Consider the following 18,345-nt stretch of genomic DNA (forward strand, 5'->3'; position numbering starts at 1 on the left):
ACGGCACGGTTTCCGAGCGGTCAGGAGATTCCGAGTTCCTTCTCGATGTAGTCGAAGACCTCGTCGTCGTCGGCGGCGGCGAGATCGGTGACGGCCCCCGGTTCGTCGTCGGCCGGGGCCGGCCGGTCGTCGTCCCAGCGGGCGGCGACGGCCCGCAGCCGGGTGGCGACGCGGACCCGGTCCGGGTCGTCCGGCGGCAGCGCGGCCAAGGCGGCCTCCAGCCGGTCGAGTTCGTCGAGGACGGACCGGGCGGCGGGCGCGCCCTCGGCGGGCAGCGCCTCGCGGAGGTGCCGGGCCAGGGCGGCGGCCGTCGGATAGTCGAAGACGAGGGTGGCGGAGAGCCGGGTGCCGGTGGCGGCGGTGAGCCGGTTGCGGAGTTCGACGGCGGTCAGCGAGTCGAAGCCCAGCTCCTCGAACGGCTGGTCGGGGGCGACCGCGGCGGCGCCGGCGTGGCCGAGCACCTGGGCGGCCTGGGTGCGGACGAGGTCGAGCAGGACCCGGTCGCGGCCGGCGGCGTCGAGCCCGGCGAGGCGCTGCCGCAGGTCCCCGGCGGCGTCCGGCCCGGCGTTCCCGGCCGCCCGGACGGGCGGCGGGACGAGGCCGTGGAAGAGGGGCGGCAGTCGGTCGGAGGCGGCGCGCAGGGCGGCGGTCTCCAGCCGGACGGGCAGCAGCACCGGGCGGTCCCCGGCGAGGGCGGCGTCGAAGAGGGCCAGCCCCTCGTCGGCGGAGAGCGGTAGGACGCCGGAGCGGCGCATCCGCCGCCGGCCGGCCTCGTCGAGGGCGTCGGCCATGCCGCCGGTGCCCTCCCAGGGCCCCCAGGCCAGGGAGAGGGCGGGCAGCCCGGCGGCGGCCCGGTGCGCGGCGAGGGCGTCGAGGCAGGCGTTGGCCGCCGCGTAACCGCCCTGCCCGGCGCCGCCGAGGGTGGCGGTGGCGGAGGAGAACAGCACGAACGCGGCGAGCGGCAGGTCGCGGGTGAGCTCGTGCAGGTGGTGCGCGGCGTCGGCCTTGGGGGCGAGGACGGCGGCGGCGCGCTCGGCGGTGAGCGCGGGGACGACGGCGTCGTCGACCACGCCCGCCGCGTGCACGACGGCGGTCAGCGGGCGGTCGCCGGGCACGGCGGCGAGAGCGGCGGCCAGGGCCGTACGGTCGGACACGTCGCAGGCCCGGACGTCCACCCGGGCGCCGAGGCCCTCCAGTTCGGCCACCAGGTCCTTGACGCCGTCGGCGTCCGGCCCGCGCCGACCGAGCAGCAACAGGCCGCGCACGCCGTGCCGTTCGACCAGATGTCGGGCGACGAGGGCGCCCAGGGCGCCGGTGCCGCCGGTGACGAGGACGGTCCCGTCGGGGTCGAGTACGGGCGGTACGGCGTCGGCCGAGAGCCGGGCCGGTGCCAGCCGGGGGACGCGCACGGCACTGTCGCGCAGGGCGAGTTGCGGCTCGCCCGCGAGGAGTTCCTTCAGCAGTTCCGGTGTCGCTCCGGTGTCCGGCGGGAGGTCGGCCAGGACGAACCGGCCCGGGTTCTCGGCCTGCGCGGCGCCCACCAGGCCCCAGACGGCGGCCAGTTCGGGGTGCGGGACGGTGTCGCCGGGGCCGGCGGCCACGGCGCCGCGGGTGAGGACGGCGAGGACGGACGACGTGGTGCGCTCGTCGGCGAGCCACCGCTGGAGCAGGGCCAGCGTCTCGGCGACGGTCTCCCGCACGGGCCGGCCGGGCGCCGGGGCGATCAGCGCCACGTCGGGCACGCCGGCGTCGGCGGTATGTGCGAGGAGCCGGTTGTCGGCGGGCAGGGCCTCGGCGGCATCCCCCACCGGCCGCCCGGGCGCCGGGACGGTCGGCGCCAGGTCGGATACACCGGCGTCGGCGGCATCTGCGACAGACCGACCATCAGCGGGCAGGGCCTCGGCGTCGGCGTCCCCCGCCGGCTGCCCTGGCACCGGGACGGTCGGCGCCGCACCGGGCACGCCGGCACCAGGGGCGTACCCGACGAGCCGGTCGCCGGCGGGCAGGGCCTCGGCGAGGCCCGGCACGTCGTCGCCGAGCACCGCCCAGGTACGGGCCCGGGCCTCGGGCTCGGCGCCCGGGGCGGCGGTCCAGCGGAGCTCGTGGAGGGCGTCGTCCCGGCGGGCGGCGCGGAGTTGGCCGAGGGAGACCGGGCGGGCCTGGAGGGAGTCGGCGGTGAGGACGGGGGTGCCGTCGGCGTCGGCGACGGTGAGCCGCATGGCGTCGGGACCGGCGGGGGCGAGGTGGACGCGGAGCGCGGTGGCGCCGGTGGTGTGCAGGCCGACGCGGTTCCAGCAGAAGGGCAGCCGGACGGTGTCCCCGGTGTTGCCGACGAGCCCGGCGTGCAGGGCCGCGTCCAGCAGCGCGGGGTGCACCCCGTAGCCGGCCGCGTCGGAGCGTGCCTCCTCGGGGAGGTCCACCTCGCCGAACACCTCGTCGCCGGACCGCCAGAGCGCGCGCAGGCCGCGGAACGTCGGCCCGTAGGCGAAGCCGTCGGCGACGACGGACGGGTAGAAGTCGGCGAGGTCGACGGGGACCGCGTCGGCCGGGAGCCAGTCGCCGGCCAGGTCGCGGGCGGGCTCCGAAGGCGAAGGGGTGCCGGGGGCGAGGGTGCCGTGGGCGTGCCGGGTCCACTCCGCGCCGTCGTCGGGCCGCGAGTGGACGGCGACGGCGCGCCGGCCGCCGGCGTCGGGGGCGCCGACGGTGAGCTGGACGTCGGCCGGGCGGGTGCCGGTGAGGATCAGCGGCGCCTCCTGGTTGAGCTCCTCGACCGTGCCGCAGCCGACGCGGCGGGCCGCGTCGAGGACGAGGTCGAGGTAGGCGGTGCCGGGGACGATGACCGTGCCGAGGACGACGTGGTCGGCGATCCAGGGGTGGCTGCGGGTGGAGATCCGGCCGGTGAGGACGAGCCGGTCGTCGTCGGCCGGCCGTACGGCGGCGGTGAGCAGCGGGTGGCCGGCGGCGTCGAGGCCGAGCGCGGCGGGTCCCGCCGTGCCGTCGCCGGTGTCGGCGGGCCGCAGCCAGTGGCGTTCGCCCTGGAAGGCGTAGGTGGGCAGGTCCAGGTGCGGGGTGGGTCCGGCGGGCAGGGCGGCGGCGAGGCCGGTGCGGGCGCCGCGCGCCCAGGCGTGGGCGAAGGCCGTGCGGACGGTCTCGGGCTCGGGCCGGTCCCGGCGCAGCAGGGGGACGGCGATGAGGTCGGCGCCGTCGTCGGCGGCGGCGGTGTCCTGGGCGAGGGCGGACAGCACGCCGGCGGGCCCGAGTTCGAGGCAGGTGCGCACGCCCTGGGCGAGGAGCCGGCGGACGCCGTCCCGGAACCGGATGGTCTCGCGGACGTGCCGCACCCAGTACCCGGGGTCGCGGGCCTCGTCGGCGGTGAGGGTCCGGCCGGTGAGGTCGGAGACGACCGGGAGGGCGGGCGCGTGGAAGGTGACGCGGTCGAGGACGGCGCGGAAGTCGTCCAGCATGCCGTCCATGCGCGGGGAGTGGAAGGCGTGGCTGACATCGAGGCGCTTGGTGCGGCGGCCGTCGGCGGCGAAGCGTCCGGCGATCTCCCGGACGGTGTCCTCGTCGCCGGAGACGACGACGGCGCGGGGGCCGTTGACGGCGGCGACGGCCGCGAGGCGGGCCCGGTCCGCCAGCAGCGGCAGCACCTCTTCCTCGTCCGCCTGGACGGCCATCATGGCGCCACCGGGCGGGAGTTGGGCCATGAGACGGCCGCGGGCCGCGACGACGGCGGCCGCGTCCTCCAGGGAGAACACCCCGGCGGCGTGCGCGGCGGCCAGCTCGCCGATGGAGTGGCCGAGGACGGCGTCCGGGCGCAGCTCCCACGACTCCAGGAGCCGGAAGAGGGCGGTCTCCAGGGCGAACAGAGTGGTCTGGGCGTGCAGGGTGCCGCGGAGGAGGGCGGGGTCGCCGGTGCCGAGGACGAGGGAGCGGGTCTCGGCGCCGAGGCCGTCGCCCAGGGCCTCGCACACGGCGTCGAGGGCGCGGGCGAAGGCCGGGTGTCCGGCGTACAGCTCCGCGCCGGCGCCGGCGCGCTGGGCGCCCTGGCCGGTGAAGAGGAACGCGGTCTTGCCGGCGCGCCGGACGGTGTCGTGGACGAGGCGCGGCGCGGAGGCGCCGTCGCGCAGCGCGTCGAGGCCGGCGAGCAGGTCGTCGCGGGTGGTGCCGGTGACGGCGGCGCGGTGCTCCAGGGCGGCGCGGGAGCGGACGAGGACGCGGGCGAGGTCGCCGGGGCGCCACTCGGGGTGGGTGCGGACGGCGTCGCCGAGCCGGGCGGCCTGGGCACGCAGCGCCTCGGGGCTCCGGGCGGACACGGCCCACAGCAACGGGCCGTCGCCGTCCGGCAGTTCCGTTTGCGAGGCCGGGCCGTCGCCCTGTTCGAGGACGACGTGGGCGTTGGTGCCGCTGATGCCGAACGACGAGACGGCGGCGCGGCGCGGACGTCCGGTCTCCGGCCAGGCGACCGGTTCGGTGAGCAGGGACACCGCGCCGGAGGACCAGTCGACGTGCGGGGTGGGCTCGTCGACGTGCAGGGTGCGCGGGAGGGTGCCGTGGCGCATGGCGAGGACGGTCTTGATGACGCCGGCGACGCCGGCGGCGAGCTGGGTGTGGCCGATGTTGGACTTCACCGAGCCGAGCCACAACGGCCGGTCGGCGGGCCGCCCTTGGCCGTAGGTGGCGAGCAGCGCCTGGGCCTCGATGGGGTCGCCGAGGGAGGTGCCGGTGCCGTGCGCCTCGACGGCGTCGACCTGGTCGGGCGTGAGCCCGGCGTCGGCGAGGGCCTCGCGGACGACGCGCTGCTGGGAGGGGCCGCTGGGGGCGGTGAGCCCGTTGGAGGCGCCGTCCTGGTTGACGGCCGAGCCGCGGACGACGGCGAGGACGGGGTGCCCGTTGCGGCGGGCGTCGGAGAGGCGTTCGAGCAGGAGGACGCCGCCGCCCTCGCCCCAGGCGGTGCCGTCGGCGCCGGCGGCGAACGCCTTGCACCGCCCGTCGGGGGCGAGCCCGCGCTGCCGGCTGAACTCGACGAACATGCGCGGCTCGGCCATCACGGCCATCCCGCCGGCCAGCGCGAGGGTGGACTCGCCGCGCCGCAGCGACTGGCAGGCGAGGTGCAGGGCGACCAGCGACGACGAGCACGCGGTGTCGATGGTGACGGCCGGGCCCTCCAGGCCGAGGACGTAGGCGAGCCGGCCGGAGGCGACGCTGACGGTGGTGCCGGTCAGCAGGTAGCCCTCGGCGCCGTCGGAGCCCTGCCGGGCGCCGGTGGCGTAGCCGAGCGGCGCGGTGCCGACGAAGACGCCGGTGCGGCTGCCGCGGACGGACTCCGGGTCGATGCCGGCCCGTTCGAACGCCTCCCAGGCGGTCTCCAACAGCAGCCGCTGCTGGGGGTCCATGGCGACGGCCTCGCGGGGGCTGATGCCGAAGAACGCGGCGTCGAACCGGTCCGCGCCGCGCACGAACGCACCGTGCCGCACATAGCTCTTGCCGACCCGGTCGGGGTCGGGGTCGTACAGCTCGTCGGTGTCCCAGCCGCGGTCCTCGGGGAACGGGCCGACGGCGTCGGTGCCGTCGGCGAGGAGCCGCCAGAAGTCCTCGGGGGAGCGTACGTCCCCGGGGAAGCGGCAGGCCATGCCGACGATCGCGACGGGTTCGCGGGCGGCGTCGGCGAGCCGCTGGTTCTCCTGCTTGAGCCGGGTCGCCTCCTTGACGGACGCGCGCAGCGCTTCCAGGACCTTCTCGTACGTTGCAGCCATCGTGGTTCTCCGCCGTCCGGGCGCTATCGGATGTCCGTCATGTCCAGGGCCATGTCCACCAGACTGTCGGCGTCCATGGTGTCGATCGATTCGGTGCCGGTGTCCTCCGGGCCGCCGCCGTCGGGCGGCAACGCGCCGGATTCCGCGGCGAGTCGGAGGAGCGGGTCGAGGAGCCCGGCCGCCCGGAGGCGGGCGAGCGGGATGCCGGCGAGCAGCGCCCGTACGTCGGTCCCGTCGGCCGTGCCGCCCGGGCCGGCCGCGCCGTCCGGAGCGTCGCCGTCGTCGGGCAGCAGCAGGGTCCGCAGGTGGGCGGCGAGGTCGCCGGGGGTCGGGTGGTCGAAGACGAGGGTGGCCGGGAGCCGCAGGCCGGTGGCGGCGTTCAGGCGGTTGCGCAGCTCGACGGAGGTGAGGGAGTCGAAGCCGAGCGCCTTGAACGGCTGCCGGTCGTGCACGTCCTCGCCCGAGGCGTGCCCGAGGACGGTCGCCGCGTGACCGCGGACCAGGTCCAGCAGGGCGCCGTCGCGTTCGGCGGCGGGCAGGGCGGCCAGCCGCGCCCGGAGGGCGTCCCGCCCCTCCCCCGCCCCGGCCTCGGCGGTCCGCCGGGCGGGCCCGCCGGCCAGGGCGCGGAGCAGCGGCGGGACGCCCCCGGGCCCGGCGGCGGTACGCAGGGCCGCGGTGTCGAGCCGCAGGGCGACGGGCAGCGGCCGGTCCCCGGCGAGGGCGGCGGCGAACAGGTCGAGCCCCTCCGCGTCGGTGAGCGGGGCGACGCCGGAGCGCCGCATCCGGGTGTGGTCGGCGGCGTCCAGGTGGCCGGTCATGCCGCTGGCCGTCTCCCACAGGCCCCAGGCGACCGCCAGGCCGGGCAGGCCGTCGGCCCGCCGCCGCCGGGCGAGCGCGTCGAGGAACGCGTTGGCGGCGGCGTAGTTGCCCTGGCCGGGGCCGCCGAGGGTGGCGGCGGCCGACGAGAACAGGACGAACGCGCCGAGCGGGGTGTCGCGGGTGAGCTCGTGGAGGTTCCAGGCGGCCCGTACCTTGGGCCGCAGGACGGCGTCGACCTGCGCGGGGGTGAGGGCGGTGACGACGGCGTCGTCGAGCACGCCGGCGGCGTGGACGACGCCGGTGAGCGGGCGGTCGGCGGGGATCGCGGCGAGCACGGCGGCCAGGGCGTCCCGGTCGGCGGCGTCACAGGCGGCGACGGTCGCCTCGGCGCCCGACTCGTGCAGCTCTTCGACGAGTTCCGCGACACCGGGGGCGTCGGCGCCCCGCCGGCCGAGCAGCAGCAGGTGCCGTACGCCGTGCCGGGCGGCGAGGTCGCGGGCGACGAGCCCGCCGAGGACGCCCGTGCCGCCGGTGATCAGGACGGTGCCGGCGGGGTCGAGGGCGCCCGGCATGGAGAGGACGACCTTGCCGGTGTGCCGGGCCCGGCTCATGAAGCGGAACGCCTCGGGGGCGCGGCGGACGTCCCAGGTGGCCGCCGGGAGCGGCCGGAGCACGCCGCGCCCGAAGAGCTCCATCAGCTCGCCCATCATCGCGCCGATGCGCTCGTGCCCGGCGTCGATGAGGTCGAAGTACCGGTAGGTGGTGCCCGGGTGGGCGGCCTCCTCGGTCTCCGCGTCGCGGATGTCGGTCTTGCCCATCTCGACGAACCGGCCGCCGGGGGCGAGGAGCCGCAGGGAGGCGTCGACGTACTCGTGGGCGAGGGAGTTGAGGACGACGTCCACGCCGCGTCCGCCGGTCGCCGTCCGGAAGGCGGCCTCGAAGTCCAGGTCGCGGGAGGAGGCGATGCGCTCCTCGGGCACGCCGAGGGCGCGCAGCGTGTCCCACTTGGCGGGGCTCGCGGTGGCGTACACCTCGGCGCCGAGGTGGCGGGCGATCTGGAGGGCGGCGATCCCGACGCCGCCGGTGGCGGCGTGCACCAGCAGGGTCTCGCCGGGGCGGACGGCGGCGAGGTCGACCAGCCCGTACCAGGCGGTGAGGAACGCGATGGGGACGGTGGCGGCCTCGGTGTACGTCCAGCCGTCGGGCATCCGGGCCAGCAGCCGCCGGTCGACGACGGCGTGCGGCCCGAACGCGCCGGGAACCATGCCGAACACCCGGTCGCCGGGCGCGAATTCGGTGACGTCGGGCCCGGTCTCCAGGACGACGCCGGCGGCCTCGCCGCCCATGACGTCCTGGTCGACCATGCCGAGCCCGAGGACGACGTCGCGGAAGTTCATGCCGGCGGCGCGCACGGCGATCCGCACCCGGCCCGGCCCGGGCGGGCCGGCCGCCTCGGGGGCGGGGACGAGGGCGAGGTTCTCCAGGGTGCCCTTGCTGGTGACGTCGAGCCGCCAGCCGGACCCGTCGCGCGGCGGCTCCAACGACCTTCCGGAGGCGGCCCGGGCGAGCCGCGGGATCAGCAACCGGCCGTTGCGTAGGGCGGCTTCGGGCTCGTCGGAGGCGAGGGCGGCGGGCAGGGCGTCCCGGGAGCCGGGCAGCCCGTCGACGTCCAGCAGCGCGAACCGGCCCGGGTGCTCGGTGCGGGCCGAGCGGACCATGCCCCAGACGGCGGCGTGCGCGAGGTCGTGGACGGTCTCCCCGGGGGCGGCCGGGACGGCGCCGGAGGTGACGAGGACCAGCCGCGACGCGGCGCAGCGCTCCTCGTTCAGCCAGTCCCGCAGCAGGGCCAGGAGCCGGTGCGTCACCGCCGTGGCGGCCTCGTCGGCGGGGAGGCCGGCGGTGTCGAAGCGGCAGGGGACGACGACGGTGCCGGGGACGGCCGGGGCGGCGGCGAGCGCCGCGAGACCGGCGTGGACGGGCACGCCCGGCCGCCCGTCGGCCAGCCCGAGGACGTCCTCGCCCAGCACGGCCCAGTCGGACGCGCCGTCGGCCGGCGGGGTTTCGTTCCACTCGGCTTCGTTCCACTCGACGTGGAAGAGGGAGTCGTGGTGCCGGGCGGTACGGGCGGACTCCAGCTGGTCCCGGGTGACGCTCCGGCTGACCAGGGACGCGACGGTGACGACGGGCGCGCCGGAGCCGTCGGCCGCGCGGAGCGTCAGGCCGTCGTCGCCGGCGGGCGCGAGGTGGACGCGGAGGGCGGTGGCACCGGTGGCGTGCACGGTGACGCCGGTCCAGGCGAACGGCAGCCGGACGTCGCCCGCGGAGCGGGTGGCGGCGGGGTGCAGGGCCGCGTCGAGGAGGGCCGGGTGGAGGGCGAACGCGGCCGCGGCGTCGTGCTGTTCGCGGGGCAGCCGGACCTCCGCGTAGAGGTCGTCGCCGCGCTCCCAGAGGGCGTGCAGCCCCTGGAAGGCCGGCCCGTAGCCGAGGCCGTCGTCGGCCAGGCGCTCGTACAGCCTGTCGACGGGTACGGGGGTGGCGCCCGGGGGTGGCCACGCGGCCAGGTCCCACGTCGGGGCGGGGGCGGTGTCGGGGGCCAGGAAGCCGGTGGCGTGGGCGGTCCAGGCGGCGTCGGGGGCGGCGCCCTCGGGGCGGGAGTGCAGGGCGAGCGGCCGTCGGCCGTCCTCGTCGGCGGCGCCGACGGACAGCTGGGCGTGGACACCGCCGCGCTCGGGCAGGACGAGCGGTGCCTGGAGCGTCAGCTCCTCAAGGTTCCCATGGCCCGTCAGGTCCCCTGCCCGGACGGCGAGTTCGGCGAGGGCCGCGCCGGGAACGAGGGTGGTACCCCAGACGGCGTGGTCGGCGAGCCAGGGGTGGGTGTCGAGGGATATCCGGCCGGTGAGCAGCAGCCCGTCCCCGCCGGCCACCGGCACGGCCGCGCCGAGCAGCGGGTGTCCGGTGGCGCGCAGGCCGACGGCGGTGATGTCGCCACCGGTGGCGTCGCCTTCCAGCCAGTAGCGCTCGCGCTGGAAGGCGTAGGTGGGCAGGTCGACGCGGTGGCGGGCGCCGGCCGGGAAGACGGTGGTCCAGTCGACGGCCACGCCCTGGGTGTACGCCTCGGCCAGGGAGGTCAGGAAGCGCCGCCGGTCGCCCTCGTCACGGCGGAGGGAACCGACGACCACGGCCGGCACGTCCGCCTCCTGCGCGGTCTCCTCGACGCCCACGGTGAGGACGGGATGGGCGCTGCACTCGACGAACGCCCGCTGCCCGGAGGTCAGCAGAGCGTCGATGACGGACTGGAAGCGGACCGTGTTGCGCAGGTTGCGGTACCAGTAGTCCGCGTCGAGTCCGGCGGTGTCGAAGACGTCACCGGTGAGCGTGGAATGGAAGGGCACCGACCCGGAGCGGGGACGGATACCGGCCAGCTCCTGGCGGATCCGCTCCCGGATGCGCTCGACGTGCGCGGAGTGGGAGGCGTAGTCCACCGGCACGCGGCGGGCGCGGACGTCGTGGGCTTCACAGTGGGCGAGGAGCTCGTCCAGCGCGCCCGCGTCTCCGCAGACGACGGTGGAGCGGGGGCCGTTGAGGGCGGCGACGGATATCCGGCCGTCCCACGACTCCAGCAGCGCCTCGGTCTCGGCGGCGGGCAACGCGACGGACACCATCCCGCCCTCCCCCGCGATCTCCAGCAACGCCCGGGAGCGCAGCGCGACGACGCGAGCACCGTCCTCCAGCGACAGACCACCCGCCACACACGCGGCCGCGATCTCGCCCTGCGAATGCCCGACCACGGCGACGGGCTCGACCCCGGCGGACCGCCACAGCGCGGCCAGCGACACCATCACCGCCCACAACACCGGCTGCACGACATCGACACGCTCCAGCCCCGGAGCCCCCGGCACCTGCCGCAGCACATCGGTGAGCGACCAGTCGACGAACGGCTCCAGCGCCCGCTCGCACTCGGCGATCCGTTCGGCGAACTCATCCGAGGATTCGAGCAGTTCGACGCCCATGCCGGTCCACTGCGACCCCTGCCCCGGGAACACGAACACCGGACCGTCGGCCTCACCCGAGGCCACCCCGTGGACGACACCGGGGGCGGGCTCGCCGGCGGCCAACGCGCGGATTCCGTCGAGCAGTTCGCTCCGGCCGTCGCCGATCACCACCGCCCGGTGCTCGAACACCGACCGCCCCGAGGCCAGCGACCAGCCCGCCCGCGCCGGGTCGGCGTCCTCGACGGCGTCGGCGAGCCGTGCGGCCTGCGCCCGCAGGGCGTCGGGGGTACGGGCGGAGACCACCCAGGGCAGGACGTCCGTGCCGCTCTCGGGAACGGTGGCGGGCTCGCCCTCGGGTGCCTGTTCCAGGATGACGTGGGCGTTGGTGCCGCTGACGCCGAAGGAGGAGACGCCGGCCCGGCGCGGGCGGCCGGTCTCCGGCCAGTCGCGGCGCTCGGTGAGCAGCTCGACGGCGCCGGAGGACCAGTCGACGTGCGGCGTCCGCTCCTCGGCGTGCAGGGTCTGCGGCAGCACGCCGTGGCGCAGGGCCATGACGGTCTTGATGACTCCGGCGGCCCCGGCGGCGGCCTGCGTGTGGCCGATGTTGGACTTCAGCGAGCCCAGCCACAGCGGCCGGTCCGCCGGGCGGCCCTTGCCGTACGTGGCGAGGAGCGCCTGGGCCTCGATCGGGTCGCCGAGCTTCGTCCCCGTGCCGTGCGCCTCCACGGCGTCCACGTCGGCGGCGGTGAGTCCGGCGTCCTCCAGGGCGCGGCGGATGACGCGCTGCTGGGCCGGTCCGTTGGGGGCGGCGAGGGCGCTGCTGGCGCCGTCCTGGTTGACGGCGGAGCCGCGCAGGACGGCGAGGACGGGGTGGCCGTTGCGGCGGGCGTCCGACAGCCGTTCGACCAGCAGCATGGCGACGCCCTCGCCCCACGCGGTGCCGTCGGCGCCGGCCGCGAAGGACTTGCACCGGCCGTCCGGGGCCAGTCCGCGCTGCCGGCTGAATTCGACGAAGGTGTTGGGGGTGACCATGACGGTGACGCCGCCGGCCAGGGCGAGCGTGCAGTCGCCGCGGCGCAGCGCCTGCGCGGCCAGGTGGAGGGTGACGAGCGACGAGGAGCAGGCCGTGTCGACGGTGACGGCCGGGCCCTCGAAGCCGTAGGTGTAGGCGATCCGGCCGGAGGCGACGCTGCCGGACGTGCCGCTGCCGAGGAACCCGGCGACGGCCTCGGGCACCTCGATGCCGCGGTTGCCGTACTCGTGGTACATGAGCCCGGCGTAGACGCCGACGCGTTCGCCGCGCAGGCGGCGGGGGTCCACCCCGGCGCGTTCGACGGCCTCCCAGGCGGCTTCCAGCAGCAGCCGCTGCTGCGGGTCCATGGCGACGGCCTCGCGCGGGCTGATGCCGAAGAAGGCCGGGTCGAAGCCGTCGGCGCCGTCGATGAACCCGCCCTCGCGGACGTAGGTGGTGCCGGGGCGGCCCGACTCGGGGTCGGGGTCGTAGAGGTCGTCGATCCGCCAGCCGCGGTCGGCGGGCGGCGCGCCGATGGCGTCACCGCCCTTGACCACCAACTGCCACAGTTCTTCCGGCGAGTTGACGCCGCCGGGCAGCCGGCAGCTCATGCCGACGACGGCGATGGGCTCGTGGCCGCCGTCCTCCAGCTCCTTGACGCGGCGGCGGGACTCCTTGAGCTCGGCGGTCGCCCATCGCAGGTGTTCGCGCAGCTTCTCTTCGTTGCTCACTTCGAGCCAGCTCCTCGGGGGGTGTGCGGTGCGGTGGTCAGCCGCGGTCTGCGGTGCGCAGCTCTCGAAGCGCTTCGAAGAGCTCGTCGTCGGTGGCGGTGGCGAAGTCGTCGTGCGGACGGGCGTCCTGGCCGGTGTCCGGGGCGGGGTGGCCGGAGCCGTGGCCGGGTCCTTCCGGGCCGGCCGTGCCCCAGCGGGACAGCAGGTCCTTCAGGCGGCGGGTCACGAGGTCCCTGGCCCCGTCGTCGGCGGCGTAGGGGGCCAGGGCGGCCTCCAGCCGGTCGAGTTCCCCGGCGACCGGGCTGTCCGGGTCGTCGGCGGGTGCCGCGGCGGCGAACTCGGCGCAGAGGTGGTCGGCGAGGACGGCCGCCGTGGGGTAGTCGAAGATCAGGGTGGTGGGGAGGTCCAGCCCGGTGGCCTCGTGCAGCCGGTCGCGGAGTTCGAGGTCGGCGAGGGAGTCCAGGCCGAGGTCGACGAAACCGCGGTCGGGGGCGATGTCGGCGGGCGTCGCCTCGCCGAGGACGGCGGCGGCGTGCGTCCGGACGAGTCCGAGCAGGGCGCGGCGGCGCTCGGGCTCGGGGAGGACGGCGTAGCGGTGGCCAGGCGAGGCGGCTTCCTGAGCGGCGGCCGGCTCGGCCGTCGGTTCCGCCGTGGATTCCGTCGCGGGTTCCGTCGCGGTGAGCGCCCGGAGCAGCGCCGGGGGCCTCCCCTGTGCCGCCACCCGCGCGGGGTCGAGCCGGAGCGGCAGCAGGACGGGCTCGCCGTGGGCGCCGGCGGCGTCGAGGAGCGCGAGGGCGTCGTCCGTCGCCAGCGGCAGGACACCCGTCCGGCCGAGCCGGGCCCGGCCGGCCGCGTCGAGCGCGTCGGTGAGCGTGCTGCTCCGGGCCCACAGCCCCCAGGCCAGGGACCGGGCGGGCAGGCCGCGGGAGCGGCGGTGGTGGGCGAGGGCGTCCAGGTAGGCGTTGGCGGCGGCGTAGCCGCCCTGCCCGGCGGAGCCGAACGCCCCGGCGGCCGAGGAGAACATCACGAACGCCGCCAGGTCGTGGTCCTCGGTCAGCTCGTGCAGGTGCCAGGCGGCGTCGGCCTTGGGACGGAGGACGGCGTCGAGGCGCTCGGGCGTCTGCGCGTCCAGGACGCCGTCGTCGGTCACGCCGGCGACGTGGTACACGGCCGTCAGCGGGTGCTCCTCCGGTATGCCGGCGAGCAGCGCGGCGAGCGCGGCGCGGTCGGAGACGTCGCAGGCGGCGACGGTCGCCTCGGCACCGAGCCCGGCCAGCTCCGCCGTCAACTCCGCAGCACCGGGGGCATCCTGGCCCCTGCGGGCGGCGAGCAGCAGCCTGCGCGCCCCGGCGCGGGCCAGGTGGCGGGCGACCTCGCCGCCGAGGGCGCCGGTGCCGCCGGTGAGCAGCACGGTGCCGCGCGGGTCGAGCGGACGGGAGCCCGCTCCCTCCGCCCCGGCCGCCACCAGCCGCGGAACCAGGACCTCCCCGTCCCGCACGGCCGCCTGCGGCTCGCCGGCGCCCAGGACGGCCGCGAGCACGCGCCCGTCCACGGGGGTGTCGGCGTCGGTGTCGACCAGGACGATCCGGTCCGGGTGCTCGGACTGCGCCGTCCGCAGCAGCCCGAGGGCCGCCGCGGCGGCCGGGTCCGGCACGTCCTCACCGGACTTGACGGCCAGGGCGCCGCGCGTGACGACGACGAGCGTCGCACCGGCGAAGCGGGGGTCCGCCGACCAGTCGCGGGCGAGGCCGAGGGCGGCCCGGGTGGCGGCGCGCAGCCCGTCGGGGCCGGGGGGGCCGGCGGGCAGGACGTGAACCGCCGTACGGGGACGGGCCGTTACTCCGTCGACGGCCGCGCCGAGGGAGGCGAGGTCCGCGTGACGGATGACGGTCCCGGGCAGGTCGACCACCGGCGCGTCCTCGGGGCCGGGGGTGCCGATCAGGGCGATGGACGCGCTGAGGGCAGGAACCCCCTGCCCGGCGGTGGAGGGCGCGTGGGCATCGGGCACGTCGTGACCGACCGGCGCGGGGGACGCGGTGGGCGTGACGGGCACGCCCTGCCCCCGCACACCGGGCGTACCGGCGGCACCGGACGCGGTGGCCGCGCCGGTGTCGGCGGCGGAAGGCGAAGAGGCCGACGCCGCGGGCGCGTCGTGACCGAGGCCGGCGGGTGCGGGAGCCGAGGAGGATACGCCGAGCGTGCGAGCCGGGACGTCGGGAGCCTCCTGCCCCTCGACACCGGGCGTACCGGCGACACCGGACGCGGTGGCCGCGCCCGCCGGAAGCGGAGTCCACGCCACGCGGTACAGGGCCGCCGGGGCGCCCTCCGCGTCCCGCCCGCTCGCTTCGATCGGTGCGCCGGTGGCGGCCTGTCCGTCCCGAACGGTCCGCAGGACGACCGCGCCCGCCGAGGCGACGGGGGTGCCGGCCGGGTCGGCGAGGTCCAGGGTGACGGTGTCCGGGCCGGTGCGGGTGAGGTGGACGCGCAGGGCGCCCGCGCCCGGGGTGTGTACGGCCATGTTCCGCCAGGCGAAGGGGAGTCGCGCCGCGTCGTCCTCCTCCACGAGTACGCCGAGGGCCTGCAGGGCGGCGTCGGCGAGGGCCGGGTGGAGGCGGTAGCGGGCGGCCTCGGCCTGTCGGTCGCGGTCGAGGGCGGCCTCGGCGAACACCTCGTCGCCGAGCCGGCGGAGGGAGCGCAGGCCGCGGAAGGCGGGCCCGTAGGCGTAACCGCGTGCGGCGGCACACTCGTAGAAGGCGGTGACGTCCGTCACGGCGGCGGTCTCCGGGGCCGGGTCCGTCAGGTCGTACCCGGGCCGCGGCGCGTCCTCGGCCAGGGTGCCGCTCGCGTGGCGGGTCCAGTCGGTGCCGTGGGCGCACGCGTCGAGGGTGAGGCGACGGCGGCCGGACGCGTCCGGGCCGGTGACGGCCAGCCGGAGGCGGGCGCCGGAGTCGCCGACGACGAGCGGGGCGTGCAGGGTGAGTTCCTCGACCAGGCCGCAGCCGGCGCGGTCGGCGGCCCACAGCGCGAGCTCCAGGCAGGCCGTGCCGGGCAGCAGCGTCCGGCCGAGGACGGTGTGGTCGGCGAGCCACGGGTGTGTCCGGGCGGACAGCCGGCCGGAGTACAGCACCCCGTCGCCGTCGGGGAGTTCGACGGCGGCGGCCAGCAGCGGGTGGTCGACGGCGCCGAGTCCGGCGGAGGCGACGTCCCCGGCGGCCGGGGCGTCGTCGAGCCAGTAGCGGCGGCGCTGGAACGGGTACGTCGGCAGGTCGACGCGGCGGAGCCCGGTGGCCGGCAGGGCGGCGGACCAGTCCACGGCGGCGGCACGGACGTGCACGTCGGCGAGCGAGGCCAGCAGCCCCCGGGCACCGCCGTCCGCGCCCAGCGCGGGGACGGCGAACGCGTCCGGCCCGGCGGCTTCGGCGAGGGCGCCGGGGTCCGTGCCCATGACGACGAACGCCGTCCGCCCGCGCCCGGCCGACTCGCGGACGGCGGAGCCGAGTCCGCGCGGTGCGCGGTCGGCGTCGGGCCGCCAGTCGCCGTCGCCGGAGGTCACACGGAACGGCGCCTCCGCCGGGCGCGGCGCCACGGCGCCACCCGCCGCACCGAGCACCGCACGGGCACCGTCCTCCAGCGACAGCACCCCCGCCGCACAGGCCGCCGCGATCTCGCCGATCCCGTCACCGACGACCGTCGACGGCCGGACGCCGTGATGCCGCCAGAGCGCGGCGAGGGAGACGGCGACGGCCCAGCGGGCGGCGCGGGCGCCGACGGTGGCGGCACCATCGGACGCGTGATCCTCCTCGGCCCGGCCGCCCGTACCGGGCGTCGTGCCTGCACCGGCCGCTTCGGAACGGCCCACTCCGGCCACGTCGGCGCCGTGCCGTGTGGTGGCTCCACCGTCCTCGCCGGTCTCTCCGACCGCACCGGTCGCGCTCGTCACGTCGGATGCCGCGGCCGCACCGGACGGCCGGTTCCGGCCGCCCTCCACCGCCGGGACGCCCGCGCCGTCCCCGGCCGGCCCATCGGCCGCCGTGGGCGCGCCGATCGCGTCCGTCAGGTCCCGGAGCACATCCGCCCCGGCCCGGCCGGTGACGGTGGCGAGCGCACCGGCGCACTCCTCAAGGTGCCGGGCGAACACCGGGGACTCGTCCAGCAGGCGGCGCACCGCGGCGCCCCCGGTTCCGATGCCGTCGTCCGGGAAGAGGAAGGCGACCTTGGTCGCGCCGTGTGCCGCGCCTGTCGCCGTTCCGGTAGCGGGCTTTCCGGAGGCCAACGCCGCGACGACCGCCCGGAGTTCGTCACGGTCCGCGCCGACGGGCACCGCTCGGTGCTCGAAGACCGAGCGGCCGCGGGCGAGGGCCGCGCCGATGTCGGCGGCCGTCTCGTCGGGGTGGGCGTCGAGGTGGGCGAGGAGGCGCGCGGCCTGGTCGCGGAGGGCTTCCGGGGTCTTGGCGGACAGGGGCCAGGGAACGGCCGACGCGACGGACGGTACGAAATCGGCGTACACGTTCTCAGTGACATCGGCGGCCGCGGCCGCGGCTTCCTCCGGCGGAACCTCGCCGGAGCGCGCGGCCTCGCCGGAGGGCACGGCCGCACCGGACGGCGCACCCTTGCCGGACGGCGCCGACGGCGACGTCGCAGCCTCCTCCGGCGCCTCCTCCAGCACCACATGCGCGTTCGTCCCGCTCACGCCGAACGACGACACGCCCGCCCGCCTGGGCCGCTCCGACGCCGGCCATGGTGCCGGCTCGGTGAGCAGGGCGAGGGCGCCCGCCGACCACTCCACGTGTGGCGACGGCTCGTCGACGTGCAGGGTGCGCGGGAGGGTGCCGTTGCGCAGCGCCATCACCATCTTGATGACGCCGGCGACGCCCGCCGCGGCTTGCGCGTGGCCGATGTTGGACTTCACGGAGCCGACCCGTACGGGCCGGTCGGCCGGCCGGTCCTGGCCGTAGGTCTCCAGCAGGGCCTGGGCCTCGATGGGGTCGCCGAGGGTGGTGCCCGTGCCGTGGGCCTCCACCGCGTCCACGTCGGCGGCCGCGATCCGCGCGTGGGCGAGGGCGTCGCGGATGACGCGCTGCTGGGCCGGGCCGCTGGGGGCGGTGAGGCCGCTGCTGGCGCCGTCCTGGTTGACGGCGCTGCCGCGGATGACGGCGAGGACGGGGTGGCCGTTGCGGCGGGCGTCCGACAGGCGTTCGAGGACGAGCATGCCGGCGCCCTCGCCGAGGGCGGTGCCGTCGGCCGCGGCGGCGAACGCCTTGCAGCGGGCGTCGGGGGCCAGTCCGCGCTGCCGGCTGAACTCGACTAGGGCCATCGGGGAAGCCATGACGGTGACGCCGCCCGCCAGCGCGACGCGGCTCTCGCTGAGCCGCAGCGACTGGCAGGCGAGGTGCAGGGCGACCAGCGACGACGAGCAGGCGGTGTCGACGGTGACGGCCGGGCCCTCCAGGCCGAGGGTGTAGGCGACCCGGCCGGACGCGACGCTGGCGGCGCTGCCGTTGCCGATGTAGCCCTCGAACTCCGGTGGCACGCGCCGCAGTCGGGACGCGTAGTCCTGGTAGATGACGCCGGCGAAGACGCCGGTGCGGCTGCCGGCGAGCCCGGCCGGGTCGATGCCGGCGCGTTCCAGGGCCTCCCAGGACGTCTCCAGCAGCAGCCGCTGCTGCGGGTCCATGGCCAGCGCCTCGCGTCCGCTGATGCCGAAGAAGCCGGCGTCGAACCGGTCGGCGCCGTCCAGGAAGCCGCCCTCGCGGACGTACACCCGGCCGTGCCGGGCCGGGTCCGGGTCGTACAGCTCCGGATCCCAGCCCCGGTCGGCGGGCAGCGGGGTGATCGCGTCCGTGCCGGCCGCGACCAGGTCCCAGAGGTCCTCGGGCGAGCGAACGCCGCCGGGGTAGCGGCAGGCCATGCCGACGACGGCGATCGGCTCGCGGGCGCCGGCCTCGGCCTCGTGCAGCCGCTGCCGGGTCCTGCGCAGGTCGACGGTCAGGCGCTTGAGGTAGTCGAGAACCTTTTCGTCACTGGTCATGTCGCTT

At 77.4% G+C, this 18,345-nt stretch carries 3 protein-coding genes; all 3 read right to left on the reverse strand.

Features of this window, described 5'->3' with window-relative positions:
• Positions 1 to 20: 20 nt before the first annotated feature.
• From ACH4PU_RS05990 to ACH4PU_RS06000, 3 genes are read right to left on the reverse strand one after another with little or no spacing between them, the layout of a single operon-like run.
• On the reverse strand, positions 21 to 5,783 hold the full coding sequence (locus ACH4PU_RS05990; protein WP_398266979.1) for an SDR family NAD(P)-dependent oxidoreductase: 5,763 nt from the start codon (positions 5,781 to 5,783) through the stop codon (positions 21 to 23).
• Positions 5,780 to 12,310, reverse strand: coding sequence for an SDR family NAD(P)-dependent oxidoreductase (locus ACH4PU_RS05995; protein WP_398266661.1), 6,531 nt, complete (start codon positions 12,308 to 12,310; stop codon positions 5,780 to 5,782). Before ACH4PU_RS05995 ends, ACH4PU_RS05990 begins: the two co-directional genes overlap by 4 nt.
• A 37-nt stretch (positions 12,311 to 12,347) precedes the next feature.
• Positions 12,348 to 18,299 carry a type I polyketide synthase gene (locus ACH4PU_RS06000; RefSeq protein WP_398266982.1) on the reverse strand — a complete coding sequence of 1,984 codons (5,952 nt, stop codon included), beginning with the start codon at positions 18,297 to 18,299 and terminating at the stop codon, positions 12,348 to 12,350.
• Between the last annotated feature and the right edge of the window lie 46 nt (positions 18,300 to 18,345).

This window comes from Streptomyces sp. NPDC021100, assembly GCF_044333095.1.
Taxonomy (GTDB): domain Bacteria; phylum Actinomycetota; class Actinomycetes; order Streptomycetales; family Streptomycetaceae; genus Streptomyces.